This window comes from Xanthomonas sp. NCPPB 1128 (assembly GCF_001043115.1).
Lineage (GTDB): Bacteria > Pseudomonadota > Gammaproteobacteria > Xanthomonadales > Xanthomonadaceae > Xanthomonas_A.
The window spans coordinates 62,447-81,721 of sequence record NZ_LFME01000023.1 but is presented as its reverse complement, the minus strand read 5'-3'; the positions used below and the strand labels follow the sequence as shown (position 1 = coordinate 81,721).

Sequence of the window (19,275 nt, the reverse complement as noted above, 5' to 3'; positions counted from 1 at the left end):
CAGCGGATCGCCGATCTGCTGCCGCTTGGCTTCCCGTTCGTGACCGGCAAACAGGCTGATCATCATGGCCTCCTCGGCGTGTCCTTTAAGCCAATGATGCCAAAGCCGAGGTTTTTAGAGGTGCCCTAAAGCCGCTCCTACGGGAGTTTGCGGCGAGGTGTCTGGGTGAAATGTGGGAGGGACTTCAGTCCCGACTGCTTTCACCATGCGATCGTCTGCTGCGCCTGGCACGACCACACGGCCGTGCCAGGCCTGCTTGCAGCGCTGGCGCGACTCAGCCGCCCCCACCCGCGCCTGCGTGAATGCCGCCTTCGGTCAGTGCCGCCGGGTCCAGCAGCCGGCGCAGTTCGTCCTCGCCGAGGCCGCTGTCCTCCTTGGCCACCTCCAGCACCGGCCGGTTCTCCTTGTAGGCGCGCTTGGCGATCGCCGCGGCCTTCTCGTAGCCGATGATCGGGTTCAGCGCGGTGACCAGGATCGGGTTGCGGTCCAGCGCCTCGCGCACCCGCTCCTCGCGCACCTTGAGCCCGGCGATCGCCGAATCGGCCAGCAGCACCGACACATTGCCCAGCAGGTGGATCGACTCCAGCAGGTTGGCTGCGATCAGCGGCAGGGTCACGTTCAACTGGAAGTTGCCGGTCTGCCCGGCCACGGTGATCGCGGTGTGGTGGCCGATGACCTGCGCGCAGGCCATCACCGTGGCCTCGGGAATCACCGGATTGACCTTGCCCGGCATGATCGAGCTGCCCGGCTGCAACGCCGGCAACTCGATCTCGCCGAGGCCGGCCAGCGGACCGGCATTCATCCAGCGCAGATCGTTGGCGATCTTGATCAGCGCCACCGCCAGCGCGTTGAGCTGGCCGGACAGTTCCACCGCATCGTCCTGCGCGGCCAGACCCTCGAACTTGTTCTCGGCGCTCTCGAAGGTGCAGTCGGTCAGCGCCGACAAGGCCTTGGCGACTTTGCCGCCGAAGCGCGGATCGGCGTTGATGCCGGTGCCGATGGCGGTGCCGCCCAGCGGCAGCCGGCGCAGGCGCTTGAGGCTGTCGTCGATGCGCGCCTGCGCCGACACCAGTTGCGCCGACCAGGCGCCGAACTCCTGGCCGAAGGTCAGCGGCATCGCGTCCATCAGGTGGGTGCGGCCGGTCTTGACCACGCCCTGCAGTTGCTTGGCGCGCTTGTCGATCGTCTTGCGCAGGTGCTTGAGCGAGGGCAGCAGGTGCTCGCGCGCGGCCAGCAGCGCGGCGACACGGATCGCGGTGGGGACCACGTCGTTGGAGCTCTGGCCGAGGTTGACGTGGTCGTTCGGATGCACCGTCGGCAGCGCCTTGCTGCCGTTCTTGCCCTCGCCCTTGGCGGCGCGGTTGGCCAACGTGGCAATGACCTCGTTGGCGTTCATGTTCGACGAGGTGCCCGATCCGGTCTGGTAGATGTCGATCGGGAACTGCGCGTCGTGGCGGCCGTCGGCCACCTCCAGCGCCGCGGCCTGGATCGCCTTGGCGACGGCCTTGGGCAGCAACTCCAGGTCGGCATTGACGCCGGCCGCGGCGGCCTTGATCAGGCCCAGCGCGCGGATGAAGCCGCGCGGCATCGGCTGCCCGGACACCGGAAAGTTCTGCACCGCACGCTGGGTCTGCGCCCCCCACAAGGCATCGGCGGGCACCTGCAGTTCGCCCATGCTGTCGTGTTCGACCCTGAATTTGTCACTCATTGCGCAATCTCCGCATCTGCAAAAAAGGAATCCATCGGCGCCGTCGTCGGACGTCGGGGGAGGCAGGCTGGCGGGACTGCGGCTGGCGTGCGCATTATCCGCGGCGCAGCGCCCGGCGTCAGCAAGTGTGCGCCGGCGGATGTTAGGAATGTCTGGAGGCGTGCGAAACGCGGCGGGCTGCCTCGGTCGGCAGGCGCACGTGGTGACGCATCGGATCCACGGAGCCAGGCAATGGCGCGGCGAATGATGGCGCGTGCGGCGGGCGCGCTGGTCGCCTGACGCGGACGGGCCGAACCGTGCGCATGTGTCGGCGAAAAACGTGAAGACCGCATGCCGTTGCCGACGTGGCGACGGCGCCGACGGGACCGGCGGCTTGCGCCGCCGGCCCGCACGCTCAGCGCTGGCGGTTGCTCTGGAACACCAGGTCGTTATAGCTCTTCATCAAGCGTGCCGGGGAGCCTTCCGGCGCGACGATCGGATTGTCCAGCGAGCGCTGCTCGAATGCGCTGTACGGAATCTTTTCCGCCACCCGCTTGATCCGCGCCTTGGATTCCTTGCGGAAGTTCTCCGCGGCGGTCTCGAAACCGCTCCAGTCGGACTTGCCCGGCTCCTGGTTGGCGACCTTGGCGTGCGCCTCGTCGGACAGGCTGTTGAAGCCGGCCACCAGCGTGGTGGCCTTGGCGGTGTCGAAGTCATCGTCCTGCATCAGGCCGACGATGTCCTTGGCATCGAGCATCATCGACAGCCGGTAGAAGTCGCGGGTGCGGCCCTCGGCCTTCTCCATCGCTTTCAGCTGCTCGCGCTGCGCGGCGTCGTTCTGCGCGTCCAGTTCGTGGCTGAACGCCTCGCTGGCCTCGTGGAATTCGGACAGCGCGGCCATCAGCGGCGCATGCAGTTGCTTGCCCTTGGCGAACTGGTCGTCCTGGTAGTCCTCGCGGTCGTAGTAGTCGCGCGCCTGGTTGGCCAGCGGCTGCAGCGTCTTCAAGGCGGTGAGGTAGCGCTTCGCCGCCGCATCCAGCGCCGGCAACGCCGGCTTGGCCGCGATCGCCTGGGTCATCGGCGCATCGCACAGCTTCATCGCGTACTCGTCGATCGGGGCGGGCCCGTACACGCTGGTTTCCTTGCCGGTGGGGCCGGCCTTGGGGTCGGCCATCCAGCGGATGTACTGCTGCGCGCCTTCGTGGATGCGCCCATCGACCTTGTTGAAGCATTCGATGTAGGCGTTGAGCTTGCTGGTCAGCGCCTGGTCCGCTTCGTCGGCGGCAGCGTCTGCGGGAGCATGGCTGGCATCGGCGTCGGTCGGCGTGGCCGAGGGCTTGCCGCCACAGGCGGTGAGGAAAACGGACACAGCGGCGGCCAGCGCCGCAAGACGCAAAGAAGAGTTCATGGGGGAATGTCGGGACTGAAAACGGTTACAGAAAGTCTAGCAAACGCGAAGATCGTGGCGGCGTGATGGTTGAGTGCGGGGATTCGGGAGTGGGGATTGGGGATTCGTAACGGCGGTTGTGCGCGCTGATCCATGGTGCATGTCGCTGCGCTGCCTTGTGACCGAATACGCGAGACGGCGCGTGCAGGTGCCACCACCGCGGGGCATCGGCTAGACTGCTGCGACGTATCACCGATGGAACTCTCACGCCGCCATGGGCGACGACTCAGACTGTAGATGCCGGCGCATGCTGCGCCGGGCCACGCACCCCGCCGTTTCCACCTCTCCCGCCCGGCGCGATGACGCGCCAGCGGCGCGCGCCGGGGAACGCACATGATCGGCAACCTCCTGCTGCTGGCGCTGGCGATGCTGCTGGCGCTGCTCAACGGCTTCTTCGTCGCCGCCGAGTTCGCCCTGGTCAAGCTGCGCCATACCCAGGCCGTGGGCCTGGCCGAGCACCATGGCTGGCGCGGCCGCCTGCTGCTCAACGTGCACGGCCATCTCGACGCCTACCTGTCCGCCTGCCAGCTCGGCATCACCCTGTCCTCGCTGGGCCTGGGCTGGGTCGGCGAACCGGCCTTCGCGCACCTGCTGCAGCCGCTGTTCGACCTGCTGGGACTGAGCGAGGAGGCCGCGCGCCTGAGCGCCTTCGTCATCGCCTTCAGCGTGATCTCGTTTCTGCACATCGTGCTCGGCGAACTCGCCCCCAAGTCGATGGCGATCCGCCGCCCGGAGCGCATGTCGCTGTGGACCGCCGCACCGCTGTACCTGTTCTACTGGGCGATGTATCCGGCGATCTGGCTGCTCAACAACAGCGCCAACACGCTGTTGAAGGCGATGGGCTGGGGCGAGGTCGAGCATGCCTCGCACCGCTACTCGCGCGAGGAACTGAAGTTGATCGTCGGCCGCCAGCAACCCGCCGGCGGCGCGCCCGATCACGAACTGACCCTGATGAGCCACGCGCTGGAGCTGCCGGAACTGGTGGCCGGCGATCTGATGCGCGCGCGCGACCACCTGCGCGGGTTCCGCGAGGGCATGGCGCTGGACGCGGTGATGGCCGAGTTCGCCGAGAGCCGCTACAGCCGCTACCCGTGGTTCGACCGCGACGGCGAGCAGGTGCTCGGCATCCTGCACATGAAGGACCTGCTGGTGGAGATCGCCCGCGGCCGCCGCAGCGACGACCTGCGCCCGCTGCTGCGCCCGGCCAATCTGATCGCGCTGGAGACGCCGGTGCCGCTGGTACTGGAGCGCTTCCGCACCGGCGCCACGCACATGGCGTTGTGCGTGGACGAGCACGGCCGCATCCTCGGCTACTTCACCCTGGAAGACCTGCTGGAAGTGGTGGTCGGCGACATCGAGGACGAGCACCCGCACGTGGTGAAGGACGCGCCGACCCGCGGTGCCGACGGCAGCGTGCTGGTGGCCGGCTCCACCTCGATCTTCCGCCTCGAACGCCTGCTCGGCGGCGACCTGCGCGCGCCGGAGCACCTCAACTCGGTCGGCGGGCTGATCGTGCACCAGCTGCAGCGCCTGCCCGAGGAAGGCGAGCAATTGCAGATCGACGGGCACCTGTTCACGGTCAAGCGCATGGCCGGGCACCGCATCCAGGCGGTGACGGTGCGGTTGGGGTCTGTCATCCCTTCCTAAGGGTGCCGCGCGACACCGGGGTGCGCCTGCCACGCCTAACCAGAAAGGCCGTGGTCGCGCGCGCCCCTGGCCGCGTCATCACTTGGGCGTGGATGGGCGGCCGCGTCCTCGTGCCTCCTTGTCATAGGCATGCGCAATCACGGCGCGGCAGGCTCAGGGAAGGGCGTGGCCCTCTAGCCCGGGCCACGGACGCCGCGCCGACGTAGAATGGCGCCCCCTGCCGACACCACCCCACGCCCCGCCATGTCCGATTCCGCCCTGCTCGCCCTGTCCCCGCTCGATGGCCGCTATGCCGGCAAGGTCGACGCCCTGCGGCCGATCTTCTCCGAATACGGCCTGATCAAGGCGCGGGTGAAGGTGGAGATCGAATGGCTGCTGGCGCTGGGCGCCGAGCCGGGCATCGGCGAGCTGGCCGCGTTCTCGCCGGCGGCGGCGCAGCGCCTGCGCGCGCTGGCCGAGCGCTTCGGCGTGGAGCACGCGGCGCGGGTCAAGCAGATCGAGCGCACCACCAACCACGACGTCAAGGCGGTGGAGTACTTCATCAAGGAGCAGCTCAAGGACGACGCCGAACTCGGCCCGGCCCTGGAGTTCGTGCATTTCGCCTGCACCAGCGAGGACATCAACAACCTCAGCTACGGGCTGATGCTGGAACAGGCCCGGCGCGAGGTGCTGCTGCCGACCCTGGACGCGGTGATCGCCATGCTGCGCGCCCTGGCCCATGCGCAGGCCGCGCAGCCGATGCTGTCGCGCACCCACGGCCAGACCGCCTCGCCGACCACCCTGGGCAAGGAGATCGCCAACGTCGTCGCGCGCCTCGAGCGCCAGCGCCGGCAGATCGCCGCGGTCGAGCTGACCGGCAAGATCAACGGCGCGGTCGGCAACTACAACGCCCACGTCGCCAGCTATCCCGACGTCGACTGGCCGGCCTTCGCGCAGCGCTTCGTGGAAAGCCTGGGCCTGGTGTTCAACCCCTACACCACCCAGATCGAGCCGCACGACAACGTCGCCGAACTGGGCGACGCCACCCGCCGCGCCAACACCGTGCTGATCGACCTGGCCCGCGACATCTGGGGCTACATCTCGCTGGGCTATTTCAAGCAGAAGCTCAAGGAAGGCGAAGTCGGCTCCTCGACCATGCCGCACAAGGTCAACCCGATCGACTTCGAGAACGCCGAAGGCAACTTCGGCATCGCCAACGCCCTGTTCGAGCACTTCTCGGCCAAGCTGCCGATCAGCCGCTGGCAGCGCGACCTCACCGACTCCACCGTGCTGCGCGCGCTCGGCACCGCCTTCGGCCATACCCAGGTGGCGCTGGACTCGCTGGCCAAGGGCCTGGGCAAGCTCACCGTGAACCCGGAGCGCCTGGACGCCGACCTGGACGCCGCCTGGGAAGTGCTGGCCGAAGCCGTGCAGACGGTGATGCGCCGCCACGGCCTGCCCAACCCCTACGAGCAGCTCAAGGCGCTGACCCGCGGCCAGGGCATCACCGCCGACTCGATGCGCGCCTTCGTCGAGACCCTGGACCTGCCGGAGGACGCCAAGCAGCGCCTGCGCGAGCTGACCCCGGGCGGCTACGTCGGCCTGGCCGAGCGGCTGGCGCGCGGCATCTGAGCCACGTCCCATCCATCCTGGGTTAATCGGCCAGGGGCATGCTGGTGGTCCACAGCAGAGCCCCACGATGAAACGCATCCCGTTGTTTGCGCTGCCGCTGCTGGCCCTGGCCGGTTGCGCGCAGGCGCCACGCCCGCCGGCCGGCGATGGCGCGCATGCCGCCGCCGCGCGCACCGTGGTCATGCAGGCCGCGCCGCCGATCGCGGCGGCGCCGTCGGCCGGCGACATTGCCGATGGCGACGAGCGCGACGCCGAGGCGCCGATCCGCATGGCGGCCTCGACCAGCGGCGAGATCGATTGCGACGGCCGCGACCTGAACATCGTCGGCCGCGATGCCACCCTGGTGCTGCGCGGGCACTGCGCCACGGTCAGCCTGTTCGGGCGCAACGGCAACCTGCAGATCGAACGGGCCGACACCCTGCGCGTGCTCGGCGACAACGCCCAGGTGACCATGCGCGGCGATGCCGGGCAGGTCGCGCTGTTCGGCCGCCATGGCCGGCTGCAGATGGCGCGCATCGCCACGCTGGACGTGTCCGGCGACCAGAACCAGCTGCAGGCCAGTGAGATCGACACCATCGCCCTGCAGGGCAACGACAATGCCATCGTCCAGCGCAGCGGCAGCGCCCACGTCGACGACGGCGGCCGCGACAACCGCATCCTCAGCCAGTAGCGCGATCGGCGCTGCGCCAAGCACTGCCTGGACCGACACCGGGGCGTAGCCGCAATCGCTCAGCCCGTGCGCGCCTGGTGCCCCCATGGCCTGCGCGCACGTGGCCACCCGCGATGCGCGGTCGCGACACCCGGCCAGCACCGCCGCATGACTGCCCGATCCGCGCGCAGCGGCACATGGGCCAGCGCGATGGCCCCACGCGCCAAACCGGCGGACAATGGCGGGGTCGGCGGGCGCCGCTGCGCGCCCGCCCCTTACCTTCCGCGTCGCAAGGACCCCACCGCCCATGGCTGCCCGCAAGACCGCCACTCCCGCCTTCGAACTCCACGCCCGCCCCGGTCAACCGCTGGGCATGCCCGCCGCGACCTTCTTGCGCGACTACTGGCACAAGCGCCCGCTGCTGATCCGCAACGCCTTCCCCAACTTCGTCTCGCCGATCGAGCCGGGCGACCTGGCCGGCCTGGCCTGCGAGGAGGCGGCGCTGTCGCGGCTGATCGAGCACGACCGCGCCAACGACCGCTGGCGCGTGCGCAGCGGCCCGTTCCAGGAGCACGAATTCCCCGGCATGCCCGACCACGACTGGACCTTGCTGGTGCAGGACGTGGACAAGTGGGATCCGGACATCCGCGCCCTGCTCGAGCAATTCCGCTTCCTGCCACGCTGGCGGGTGGACGACGTGATGGTCAGCTTCGCCGCGCGCGGCGGCTCGGTCGGCGCGCACGTGGACCACTACGACGTATTCCTGCTGCAGGCCCACGGCCACCGCCGCTGGCAGATCGATGCCAGCGTCGCCCTGGGCCGCCCGGCGCCGCCGACCGACTTCCGCGACGACGTGGAACTGAAGCTGCTGCGCCAGTTCGACCCGACCCACGACTGGGTGCTGGGGCCAGGCGACATGCTGTACCTGCCGCCGCTGGTGCCGCACCACGGCGTCGCCGAGGACGCCTGCCTGACCTTCTCGGTGGGCATGCGCGCGCCGTCCTCGGCCGAGCTGATCGCCGATTACCTGGATACCCTGATCGACGGCGCCGACGAGGCGCTGCGCTACCACGACGAAGATCTGCAGGCACCGGCCGACCCCTACGAGATCGACGCGGCGGCGATGGGCCGCGTGGTCGAGGCGCTGAACGCGCTGCGCATGAACGATCCGGACAAGCTGGGCGCCTGGTTCGGCCGCTTCATCACCACCTACCGCGCCGCCGGCGAGATCCTGCCGCCGACCGGGCTGCCGCCGGCGGCGGAGATCGCCACCGCGCTGGAACAGGGCCTGGTCCTGCAGCGGCATCCGTGGGCGCGGCCGGCGTGGCGGCGTGCCAGCCGCGGCGCCATGCTGTTCTGCAGCGGCCTGGAGTTCGCGCTGCCGGTCAAGGACGCCAAGCGCCTGGCCGCGGCCGAACACATCGATGGCACCGACTACGCGGCGCTGTCGGCAGCAGGCAGGCAGACCCTGCTGGAGCTGATCGAAGGCGGCTTCTACCAGCCGCTGGAGGCCGAGGACGCCACCGACGAAGACGCCGACGAGGCCTGATCCGACGATGCCCGGCCCCGGTTTCCGCATCGCTGCGCTCGACCCCGTCCGCGACGCCACCGAACTGCGCGCGCTGCGTGCCGCGGCCGGCACCGTCGCGGACCCGGCCGACCCCGCGAGCGGAGCGCAGGACGCGCTGGGCGAGCACCTGATCGCGCGCAGTGACGACGGCCAGGCGGTGGGCGCGGCCCGGCTCGGCGCGGACCGGCGGATCGCCGCACTGATCGTGCTGCCGGACTGGCGCGGGCGCGGCGTTGGCAGCGCACTGCTGCGCGGCCTGGTCGAGGCGGCGCAGCGTCGGCGCTGGCCGCAATTGGAACTGCAGGCCCCGGCCGCGGCACTGGCGTTCTGCGCCCGCCACGGCTTCCTGCCGCCGCCGGGTGGCGTGGCCGCCGCCGCGGAGGCCGTGCCGCTGCGCCGCCGCTTCGACGGCGCCGTGGCGGTGGAAGACGCGGCGATGGCGATCGCCGCCAGCATCGCGGTACTGGCACAGGCCCGCCGCCAGGTGCTGATCCACAGCCGCGCGCTGGATCCGGGCCTGCTCGACGATGCCCGCGTGCTGGAGCAGGTGCGCCGCTTCGCGGTCACCGCGCATGCCAAGCAGGTGCGCGTGCTGCTGCACGATGCGGCCGCGCCGCAGCGCGCCGGCGCGCCCTTGCTGGCCCTGGCGCAGCGCCTGCCCAGCGTGTTCCAGTTCCGCGAAGTGAGCGATCCGGTGGACCGCAGCGACGCCACCGCCTATCTGGTCGACGAGGGCGGCGGCTACTACTTCCGTGGACTCGGTCACCGTTACGACGGCGAGACCGACCTGCTCGGCGGCGGCCGCGCGCGGCAGTTGCGCATCACCTTCGACCGGGTCTGGGAGCGCGCCCGGCCCTGCAGCGAACTGCGCGCGCTGGGCTGGTGAGGCGGCCGGGCGGCGCCACGACACGCGCCACGGATGAACCGGGATCGGCCTCGACCACGCCGAATGCACACCCCGGCTGGTTCATGGGGGTATAATTTTTGCGCTTGATTACGCCCGCGCGGCCCTCGCGTCCGCCGGTTCCTACCGCAAGCCATCCCAAACAAAGCGACCGCACCCCACCATCGTGGACAATCTACTCAAGCAGTTTGCGCAGTCATCGCAACTCGCCGGCGGCAATGCCGCCTATATCGAAGACCTGTACGAACAGTATCTGGTCTCTCCCGACAGCATCGATCCCAAGTGGAAAACCTACTTCGACGGCTTCCAGGGCCGCGATGCCGGTGACGTCCCCCACTCTGCGGTCATCGCCCACATCGCCAGCGCCGCGCGCCAGGCCGCCAACAGCGGCACCGGCCCGAGCGGCGACGAGCGCGAGCGCCATGTCGGCCGCCTGATCACCGCCTACCGTTCGCGCGGCCACCTCGGCGCGCGGCTGGATCCGCTGGGCCTGACCCCGCCGGTGAACCCGCCGGACCTGGGCCTGCCGTTCCACAGCCTGTCGGAAAGCGATCTGGGCAGCGAGTTCAGCACCGGCGGCCTCGGCGGCCAGCCGCGGATGAAACTGCGCGATCTGCTGGCGCGGCTGAAGGCGACTTACACCGGGTCGATCGGCAGCGAGTTCATGCACATCTCCGAGTTCGAACAGCGCCAGTGGATCTACCAGCGCCTGGAGAACGCGGGCGGCAACATCGCCGGCGACGCCGCCAGCCGCCGCCGCACCCTGGAGCGGATCACCGCCGCCGAGGGCCTGGAGCGCTACCTGCACACCAAGTACGTCGGCCAGAAGCGCTTCTCGCTGGAAGGCGGCGATTCGCTGATCCCGATGATGGACGTGCTGGTGCAGCGCGCCGGCAACGACGCGGTCAAGGACATCGTGGTCGGCATGGCCCACCGCGGCCGCCTCAACGTGCTGGTCAACACCCTGGGCAAGAACCCGCGCAAGCTGTTCGACGAGTTCGAAGGCAAGTTCGAGCACGCCCACGACGACCGCGCCCACACCGGCGACGTGAAGTACCACATGGGCTTCTCCGCCGACGTGGCGGTGGCCGACGGCAAGTCGGTGCACCTGGCGCTGGCGTTCAACCCCTCGCACTTGGAAATCGTCGACCCCGTGGTGGTCGGCAGCGTGCGTTCGCGCCAGGAGCGCTACGGCGACGCCGCGCGCACCTCGGTGCTGCCGGTGATCATCCACGGCGACGCCGCGTTCGCCGGCCAGGGCGTGGTCATGGAGCTGTTCCAGATGTCGCAGGCGCGCGGCTTCGCGGTCGGCGGCACCGTGCACATCGTGGTCAACAACCAGATCGGCTTCACCACCAGCGCCCGCGACGACGCCCGTTCCACGCTGTACTGCACCGACGTGGCGAAGATGATCGGCGCGCCGGTGTTCCATGTGAATGGCGACGATCCGGACGCGGTGGCGTTCGTGGCCAACCTGGCCTACGACTTCCGCCAGCAGTTCAACAAGGACGTGGTCATCGACCTGGTCTGCTACCGCCGCTGGGGCCACAACGAGGCCGACGAGCCGGCGGCCACCCAGCCGGTGATGTACCAGACCATCCGCAAGCACAAGACCACCCGCGAGCTGTATGCCGCCCGGCTGGAAAGCGAAGGCGTGCTGCAGGCCGGCGAGGCCCAGGCGCTGGTCGACGGCTACCGCAACAAGCTCGACTCGGGCGAGTACACCACCGAGTTGGCGACCCGCAAGCCCGACGAATTCGCCATCGACTGGTCCAAGTACCTGTCGGGCAAGCTGACCGACAAGGTCGACACCACGGTCAAGCGCAAGACCCTGGACCAGTTGGCCAAGCTCATCACCACCATCCCGGGCGGCGTCGAGCTGCACCCGCGCGTGGCCAAGATCTACGAGGATCGGGTGAAGATGGCTGCCGGCGAACTGCCGGGCGACTGGGGCTTCGCCGAGAACCTGGCCTACGCCACCCTGCTCGGCGAAGGCCACAAGCTGCGCCTGGTCGGCCAGGACGCGGGCCGCGGCACGTTCTTCCACCGCCACGCGATCCTGCACGACCAGAAGACCGACAGCTACTACCTGCCGCTGCGCCAGCTGGTGGAGAACCCGGAAGACGCCACCGTGATCGACTCGCTGCTCAGCGAGGAGGCGGTGATGGGCTTCGAGTACGGTTACTCCACCACCGACCCCAATGCGCTGTGCATCTGGGAAGCGCAGTTCGGCGACTTCGCCAACGGCGCGCAGGTGGTGATCGACCAGTTCATCGCCGCCGGCGAGGCCAAGTGGGGCCGCATCACCGGCCTGGCGCTGTTCCTGCCGCACGGCTACGAAGGCCAGGGCCCGGAGCACAGCTCCGCGCGTCTGGAGCGCTTCCTGCAGCTGTGCGCGCTGGAGAACATGCTGGTCTGCGTGCCGACCACCCCGGCCCAGGCGTTCCACATGATCCGCCGGCAGATGCGCATGTCCACGCGCAAGCCGCTGGTGGTGATGACGCCCAAGTCGCTGCTGCGCCACAAGCTCGCGGTGTCGACCCTGGAAGAACTGGCCGATGGCGAGTTCCAGCACCTGATCCCGGACGCCAAGGCCGACCCGAAGAAGGTCAAGCGCGTGGTCGCCTGCTCCGGCAAGGTCTACTACGACCTGCTCGAGGACCAGACCAAGCGCGGCCAGGACGACGTCGCCATCCTGCGCGTGGAGCAGCTGTACCCGTTCCCGCGCGAGCTGCTGTCGGCCGAACTGAAGCGCTACGGCAATGCCACCGACCTGGTCTGGTGCCAGGAAGAGCCGCAGAACCAGGGCGCCTGGTACCAGATCAAGCACCACCTGCAGGCCTGCCTGGCCGAGGGACAGAGCCTGCACTATGCCGGCCGCGCCCGTTCGCCGTCTCCCGCTGCCGGCCATTTCGCCGAGCACGTGGAAGAGCAGCTGAAGCTGGTCGCCGATGCGCTGTTGAATCCGTTCAACGACCAAGTCGCTGAATAAACACCCTTTCACATTCCAAAAAAGACACCACTAGGACGCCCCCTGCAATGGCCACCGAAGTCAAAGTTCCGGTACTGCCCGAATCCGTATCCGATGCCACCATCGCCAGCTGGCACAAGAAGGCCGGCGACGCGGTCAAGCGCGACGAGAACCTGGTGGACCTGGAAACCGACAAGGTCGTGCTGGAAGTGCCCTCGCCCGTCGATGGCGTGCTGAAGGAGATCAAGTTCGAAGCCGGCGCCACCGTGACCAGCTCGCAGTTGCTGGCGATCATTGAGGAAGGCGCGACCGCCGCTGCGGCCCCGGCCGAGGCCAAGGTCGCCGATGCGCCGAAGGCCGAGGCACCCAAGGCGGCGGCCGCGGAAGCGCCGAAGGCCGTCAAGGCCGATGCGCCGAAGGCCGCCGGCGACGTCTCCAGCCTGCCGCCGGGCGCACGTTTCAGCGCCATCACCGAGGGCGTGGATCCGTCGCAGGTCGAAGGCACCGGCCGCCGCGGCGCGGTGACCAAGGAAGACATCCTCAACTACGCCAAGAACGGCGGCGCCGGCAAGGCCGCCGGTGCGCGTCCGGAAGAGCGCGTGCCGATGACCCGCGTGCGCAAGCGCATCGCCGAGCGCCTGATGCAGTCGAAGAATTCGACCGCGATGCTGACCACCTTCAACGAGGTCAACCTGGCCAAGGTCTCGGCCGCGCGCAAGGAGCTGCAGGACGAGTTCCAGAAGGCCCACGGCATCAAGCTCGGCTTCATGAGCTTCTTCGTCAAGGCCGCCGCCAACGCGCTGCAGCGCTTCCCGCTGGTCAACGCCTCGATCGACGGCGACGACATCATCTATCACGGCTACAGCGACATCTCCATCGCCGTGTCCACCGACAAGGGCCTGGTCACGCCGGTGCTGCGCAACGTCGAGCGGCAGTCCTTCGCCGACATCGAACAGGGCATCGCCGACTACGCCAAGAAGGCGCGCGACGGCAAGCTGAGCCTGGAAGAACTGCAGGGCGGCACCTTCACCGTGACCAACGGCGGCACCTTCGGCTCGCTGCTGTCGACCCCGATCATCAACCCGCCGCAGAGCGCGATCCTGGGCATGCACGCGATCAAGGAGCGTCCGATCGCCGAGAACGGCCAGGTCGTGATCGCCCCGATGATGTACCTGGCGCTGTCCTACGACCACCGCATCATCGACGGCAAGGACTCGGTGCAGTTCCTGGTCGACATCAAGAACCAACTGGAAAACCCGGGCCGGATGCTGTTCGGTCTGTAAGAGCCGGGAATCGGGAATGGGGATTCGGGAATCGGGCAAGCCCCGTCCCCGCTCCATTCCCGCCTGGACCTGGATGGGAGAGGGCTGGCGCTTGCGCCTTTGCCATTCCCCATTCCCTACTCCCCATTCCCGTGTGAGCGAATGAAATGAGCGAACAATTCGACGTCGTCGTCATCGGTGCCGGTCCTGCCGGCTATCACGCGGCCATCCGCGCCGCCCAGTTGGGCCTGAAGACCGCGTGCATCGACGCGGCGCTGGGCAAGGACGGCAAGCCGGCGCTCGGCGGCACCTGCCTGCGCGTGGGCTGCATCCCGTCCAAGGCGCTGCTGGATTCCTCGCGCCAGTTCTGGAACATGGGCCACCTGTTCGGCGAGCACGGCATCAGCTTCAAGGATGCCAAGATCGACGTCGCGGCGATGGTCGGGCGCAAGGACAAGATCGTCAAGCAGTTCACCGGCGGCATCGCGATGCTGTTCAAGGCGAACAAGATCACCCCGTACTACGGCTTCGGTGAGTTGCAGTCGGGCAACGTGGTCAAGGTCAAGCAGCACGACGGCAGCGAAGTCGAACTGAAGGGCACCAACGTGATCCTGGCCGCCGGTTCGGATTCGATCGAACTGCCGTTCGCCAAGTTCGACGGCGAGACCATCGTCGACAACGTCGGCGCGCTGGACTTCACCGAAGTGCCCAAGCGCCTGGCGGTGATCGGCGCCGGCGTGATCGGCCTGGAACTGGGCAGCGTGTGGAAGCGCCTGGGCGCCGAGGTCACCATCCTCGAAGCGCTGCCGGACTTCCTGGCCTTGGCCGATGCCGAAGTGGCCAAGACCGCGCTGAAGGAATTCAAGAAGCAGGGCCTGGACATCAAGCTCGGCGCCAAGGTCTCCAAGACCGAGATCACCGGCAAGGGCAAGAAGCAGGAAGTGGTCGTCACCTACGCCGATGGCGAAGGCGAGAAGAGCCTGACCGTGGACAAGCTGCTGGTTGCCGTCGGCCGCCGCGCCGCCACCAAGGGTCTGCTGGCCGAAGGCACCGGCGTGAAGGTCAACGAGCGCGGCCAGATCGAGGTCGATGCGCACTGCCACACCGGCGTCGACGGCGTGTGGGCGATCGGCGACTGCGTGCGCGGGCCGATGCTGGCGCACAAGGGCTTCGAGGAAGGCATCGCGGTTGCCGAACTGATCGCCGGCCTGCCCGGCCACGTCAACTTCGACACCATTCCGTGGGTCATCTACACCGAGCCGGAAATCGCCTGGGTCGGCAAGACCGAGCAGCAGCTCAAGGCCGAAGGCGTGCCGTACAAGGCCGGCAGCTTCCCGTTCGCGGCGATCGGCCGTGCGGTGGCGATGGGCGAGCCGGCGGGCTTCGTCAAGGTCATCGCCCACGCCGAGACCGACCGCGTCCTGGGCATGCACCTGGTCGGCGTCGGCGTCTCCGAACTGGTCCACGAAGGCGTGCTGACCATGGAGTTCAACGGCTCGGCCGACGACCTGGCGCGCATCTGCCACGCCCACCCCACCCTGTCCGAAGCGATCCACGACGCGGCCATGGCGGTGAGCAAGCGGGCGATCCACAAGGCTAACTAAGGCCGGGAAACGGGAATGGAGAATCGGGAATCGCAAGCGCATTCCCGGCACTGCATTCCCACTGCATAACGCCGGACCCAGGTCCGGCGTTATGCGTTTCGGCTTTTGATTTCCCCATTCCCCATTCCCGACTCCCCATTCCTGATGAAAAGCATCTGCGTCTACTGCGGTTCCAACGCCGGCAACAAGCCCGCCTACGTCGAGCGTGCCACCGCGCTGGGCACGCGCATCGCCGAGCAAGGGCTGCGCCTGGTCTACGGCGGCGGCAATGTCGGCCTGATGGGCACCGTGGCCAATGCGGTGCTGGCCGCCGGCGGCGAGGTCACCGGCGTGATTCCCAAGCAACTGGCCGACTGGGAGGTGGCGCACCGCGGCCTCACCGAACTGGAGATCGTCGGTTCGATGCACGAACGCAAGTCGCGCATGTTCGACCTCTCCGACGCCTTCGTCGCCCTGCCCGGCGGCTTCGGCACCATGGAAGAGATCTTCGAGATGCTGACCTGGCGCCAGTTGGGCATCAGCAACAAGCCCTGCGCCTTCCTCGACGTGGAAGGGTTCTACGCACCGCTGATCGGCATGATCGATCGCATGGTCGAGGAGCGCTTCCTGCACCCGGACCAGCGCGCCGACCTGTGGTACGGCAGCGACATCGACACGATGCTGGGCTGGATGCGCGAGTACACACCGGCGCAGGCGTCGAAGTGGATCGACGAGAAGCGGCGCAACGCGTTGCGCTGAAACCAAAGGCAGCGTGTCGGCGTCGTGCTTGGGGCACCTCACATGACGACGGGAAGAGCCTTGTAGGAGCGGCTTCAGCCGCGACGGGGCTTTACCGGGAACGCGCGTCGCGGCTGAAGCCGCTCCTACACGACAAGCTGCGATGCGAAACCCTCAGTCGCTCCAGCGTCTGCGGATGACGCAGGCGCGAATCGAACAAACGCGCCGCGGCGCATCGCGCTGCGGCCAACGAGCGCGTGCCGACAGCGAGCGCCCCGCACATGGCGACGCGCGCCGCATTCGATCGCTTCAGAACTGCTGCGGCGCAGCCGCCGGACGCCCGAGCAGATAGCCCTGCCCGTAATCGCAACCCAGTTCGCGCAATGTCGCCAGTTGCTGCTCGGTCTCGATGCCCTCACCCACCGTCTCGATGCCCAGCGTGCTGGCCAGGGCGAGGATGCCGCGCACCAGCGCATGGCTGCCGGTGTTGCCCTCGTCCTGCAGGCCGGCGACGAAGCTCTGGTCGATCTTCAGCACCGAGATCGGGAAGCGGTGCAGATACGACAGCGCCGAGAAGCCGGTGCCGAAGTCGTCCAGTTGCGCCAACACGCCGCGCTCGCGCAGCGCCTGCAGGATGGCCAGGGTGCGTGGCGCGTCGTCAAGCAGCGCCACCTCGGTGATTTCCACGCGCAGGCGGCGCGGATCGGCGCCGGCGGTGTCGATCAGCCCGAACAGCCGCTCGGTGAAATCGGGCGAACGGAAGTGCCGCGGCGAGACGTTGACCGACACGTAGCCGCCCTCGCTCTGCGCCAGGCGCCGGATCACCTGCGCGTACAACAGCCAGTCCACCTGCTCGATCAGGCCGCTCTCCTCGCCCAGGTCGATGAACTGGCTCGGCACCAGCAGCCCGCGGCTCTCGTGGCGCCAGCGCAACAGGGCTTCGTGGCCGATCACCTCGCCATCGTGCAGGCGCACGATCGGCTGGTAGAACGGCTCGAAGTCGCGGTTGTTGATCGCGCGGCGCAGGTCGGCCTCCAGATCGAGACTGCGCAGCGCCGCCTCGCGCATGGCCTCGTCGAACACCACGCAGCGATCCTGGGTCTGCGCCTTGGCCCGGTACATGGCCGCGTCCGCGTCGCGCAGCATCTCCTCGCCGTTGTGGTAGCGCGGATGCCAGGCGGCGATGCCCAGGCTCCCGGACGGGAACAACTCGCGGCCGGCCACCCACATCGGCTGGCCGAGCACGTGCAGCAGGCGCCGCGCCAGCTCGCGTGCACCATCCAGGCCGTGCTCGGACGGCGTCAGCACCGCGAACTCGTCGCCGCCCAGGCGCGCCACCACGTCCTGACCGCGGATCGTGGAGACGATGCGCTTGGCCACCTGCACCAGCATCTCGTCGCCGGCGGCGTGCCCGATGCTGTCGTTGACCAGCTTGAACCGGTCCAGATCCAGGAACAGCACGGCGAAGGTCTTGCCGCCGCCCCGCGCGCGGGCGATCGCCTCGCTGAGTCGGTCGAGCAGATGCGAGCGGTTCGGCAAGCCGGTCAGCGCATCGTGCAGCGCCTGATGGGTCAGGCGCTGCTCGGCGCGCCAGCGTTCGGCGATCTGCGCCAGCAACTGCTCGTTGACCTCGGCCAGCTCGCGGGTGCGCTCCTCCACGCGCTGCTCCAGCTCCGCGTGCGCCAGTCGCAACCGTTCCTGCGCGCGCTGCCGCGCCAGGCCGCTGCCAACGTTGTGCGCGACGAAGGTCAGCAGGCGCTGGTCGTGCTCGGTGAAACGCACCTTGGCGACGTAGCTCTGCACCACGATCGCGCCGATCACCTCGCCCTCGTCGAACAGCGGCGCGCCCAGCCAGCTGTAGGGACGCTGGCCGTATTCCTGCACCTCGTCCTGCGCCAGCAAGGCGTCGATGTCGGCCAGTTCGAGCAGCTGCGGACGCCGCACCCGCATCACGTACTCGGTCAGTCCGCGGCCGCGGCGCCGTTGCGGGCGGTACGGGGTGAACTCGTCCACCGAATACACGAACTCCAGCATCGTGTCGTCGTCGGACAGCAGGGCGATGTACAGATTGCGAGCGTCGATCAGCCCGCCGACGATGGCGTGCACCTCGGTGTAGAACTGCTGCAGGCTCTCCGAGCGGATCGCCAGCTCGGCGATGCGGAACAGCGCCAGCTGCAGCATCTCGGCGCGCTTGCGCTCCTGGATCTCGTCCTGCAGGTCGCAGTTGGCACGCTGCAGTTCCTGGGTGCGCAGGTCCACCCGTCGCTCCAGCTGCACCTGCGCGTGGCGCCGGTCCATCGCGGTCTGCACGTGCTGCGCCACGTAGGCAAGCAGCGCGCGGTCGGCGTCGGTGTAGCGCAGCGCGTAATCGTAGTTCTGCACCACGATCGCCCCGCACACACGGCCCTCGCGCAGCATCGGCACGCCCAGCCAGTCGCGGCTCTCCGGACCGTGGCCGACGTTGTCGCCGACCTGCAGGCGTTCGCGCACCTGTTCCGACGGCCCGCGCACCGCGCGACCATGGCGCAGCAGGGCGAAGGTGAGGCTGTGCGGCATGTCGTGCAGGAAGTAGGTCTGCTCCGGGTCGGCGACGAAGTCGTCGTGGCGGTCGGAGAAGTACAGGAAACGCATGCTCTGCTGGTCTTCGTCGTACTCGACGATGTAGCAGTTCTCCGCATACATCAGCGATTCGAGCACGGCGTGCACGCGCTGCAGCATCTGGCTCATTTCCAGATCGGCGCCGGCCAGGTCGGCGATCTCGTACAGCGCCTGCTGCAGTTGCTTGGATTTTTCCAGGCCCTCGATGCGCGCGCGCATGCGCTCGGTGTCGAGCAGATTCAGGCCGAACGCGACCGCGGCCTCGCACCAGGCCGCGCGGTGCGTTGCGTCCAGCGGCTGCTTCACCTGCGCGCCGATGGCCACGCAGGCACCCTCGGCGGTGCGGTGCACGTGCAGCACCGTCGGCGTCGTCGACGGCGGCAACTCGGTGGCGGCCAGCGTCTGGGCGACCAGCGCCTGCAGCCACTCCGGCGCCTCGGCGCTGGCGCCGTGGAGGCGCCCGACCACGCCGTCGCCGCAGCCGATCACCACGGCGCTGCCGGGCGGCAGCAGGCCGCACAAGGCCTGCGCCGTGCGGGCGGGCGCATGGCCGCCGGATGCGTCTTCGCGGACGGTGGTGGACGAATTGAACAGCATCGACGACAACT

At 68.7% G+C, this 19,275-nt stretch carries 12 protein-coding genes; 9 read left to right on the top strand and 3 right to left on the bottom strand.

The features are described from left to right. Window positions 1-274 precede the first annotated feature (274 nt). Together ACP93_RS14585 and ACP93_RS14580 are read right to left on the bottom strand one after the other, a co-directional pair. On the bottom strand, window positions 275-1,708 hold the full coding sequence (locus tag ACP93_RS14585; protein ID WP_048491397.1) for a class II fumarate hydratase: 1,434 nt from the start codon (window positions 1,706-1,708) through the stop codon (window positions 275-277). Between the two features lie 394 nt (window positions 1,709-2,102). Further along, window positions 2,103-3,095 (bottom strand): YiiG family protein, encoded by a 993-nt coding sequence (locus ACP93_RS14580; RefSeq protein WP_048491396.1) that lies wholly within the window; start codon window positions 3,093-3,095, stop codon window positions 2,103-2,105. A 372-nt stretch (window positions 3,096-3,467) separates the two neighbouring features. Here ACP93_RS14580 and ACP93_RS14575 point away from each other — a divergent pair, with 372 nt between their 5' ends. The 9 genes from ACP93_RS14575 to ACP93_RS14535 all read left to right on the top strand — a co-directional run bounded on the left by ACP93_RS14575 (window position 3,468) and on the right by ACP93_RS14535 (window position 16,090). Continuing rightward, window positions 3,468-4,781, top strand: a complete 1,314-nt coding sequence (locus tag ACP93_RS14575; protein WP_048491395.1) for a hemolysin family protein — start codon at window positions 3,468-3,470, stop codon at window positions 4,779-4,781. A 243-nt stretch (window positions 4,782-5,024) separates the two neighbouring features. Continuing rightward, window positions 5,025-6,392, top strand: a complete 1,368-nt coding sequence (purB, locus tag ACP93_RS14570) for an adenylosuccinate lyase (protein ID WP_048491394.1) — start codon at window positions 5,025-5,027, stop codon at window positions 6,390-6,392. 67 nt (window positions 6,393-6,459) lie between these two features. Beyond that, window positions 6,460-7,062 carry a DUF3060 domain-containing protein gene (locus tag ACP93_RS14565; RefSeq protein ID WP_053069768.1) on the top strand — a complete coding sequence of 201 codons (603 nt, stop codon included), beginning with the start codon at window positions 6,460-6,462 and terminating at the stop codon, window positions 7,060-7,062. 286 nt (window positions 7,063-7,348) lie between these two features. Then, window positions 7,349-8,590: a ribosomal protein uL16 3-hydroxylase gene (locus ACP93_RS14560; protein WP_048491393.1), complete on the top strand. Its 1,242-nt coding sequence runs from the start codon at window positions 7,349-7,351 to the stop codon at window positions 8,588-8,590. A gap of 7 nt (window positions 8,591-8,597) precedes the next feature. After that, window positions 8,598-9,497, top strand: a complete 900-nt coding sequence (locus ACP93_RS14555) for a GNAT family N-acetyltransferase (RefSeq protein ID WP_048491392.1) — start codon at window positions 8,598-8,600, stop codon at window positions 9,495-9,497. A gap of 184 nt (window positions 9,498-9,681) precedes the next feature. Next, a complete protein-coding gene (locus ACP93_RS14550) occupies window positions 9,682-12,507 on the top strand; it encodes a 2-oxoglutarate dehydrogenase E1 component (RefSeq protein WP_048491391.1) in 2,826 nt (941 codons plus the stop codon). A gap of 47 nt (window positions 12,508-12,554) precedes the next feature. Further along, the gene (gene sucB / locus ACP93_RS14545; protein ID WP_048491390.1) at window positions 12,555-13,769 is read left to right on the top strand and encodes a dihydrolipoyllysine-residue succinyltransferase; all 1,215 of its coding nucleotides are present in this window, start codon (window positions 12,555-12,557) and stop codon (window positions 13,767-13,769) included. Window positions 13,770-13,915: 146 nt separating this feature from the next. Continuing rightward, window positions 13,916-15,352 (top strand): dihydrolipoyl dehydrogenase, encoded by a 1,437-nt coding sequence (gene lpdA / locus ACP93_RS14540; RefSeq protein ID WP_048491389.1) that lies wholly within the window; start codon window positions 13,916-13,918, stop codon window positions 15,350-15,352. Between the two features lie 144 nt (window positions 15,353-15,496). Beyond that, window positions 15,497-16,090: an LOG family protein gene (locus tag ACP93_RS14535; protein ID WP_048491388.1), complete on the top strand. Its 594-nt coding sequence runs from the start codon at window positions 15,497-15,499 to the stop codon at window positions 16,088-16,090. A 288-nt stretch (window positions 16,091-16,378) separates the two neighbouring features. On the opposite strand, the gene ACP93_RS14530 is transcribed toward ACP93_RS14535, so the two are convergent. After that, window positions 16,379-19,264, bottom strand: a complete 2,886-nt coding sequence (locus tag ACP93_RS14530; RefSeq protein WP_048491387.1) for a bifunctional diguanylate cyclase/phosphodiesterase — start codon at window positions 19,262-19,264, stop codon at window positions 16,379-16,381. Window positions 19,265-19,275: the final 11 nt, after the last annotated feature.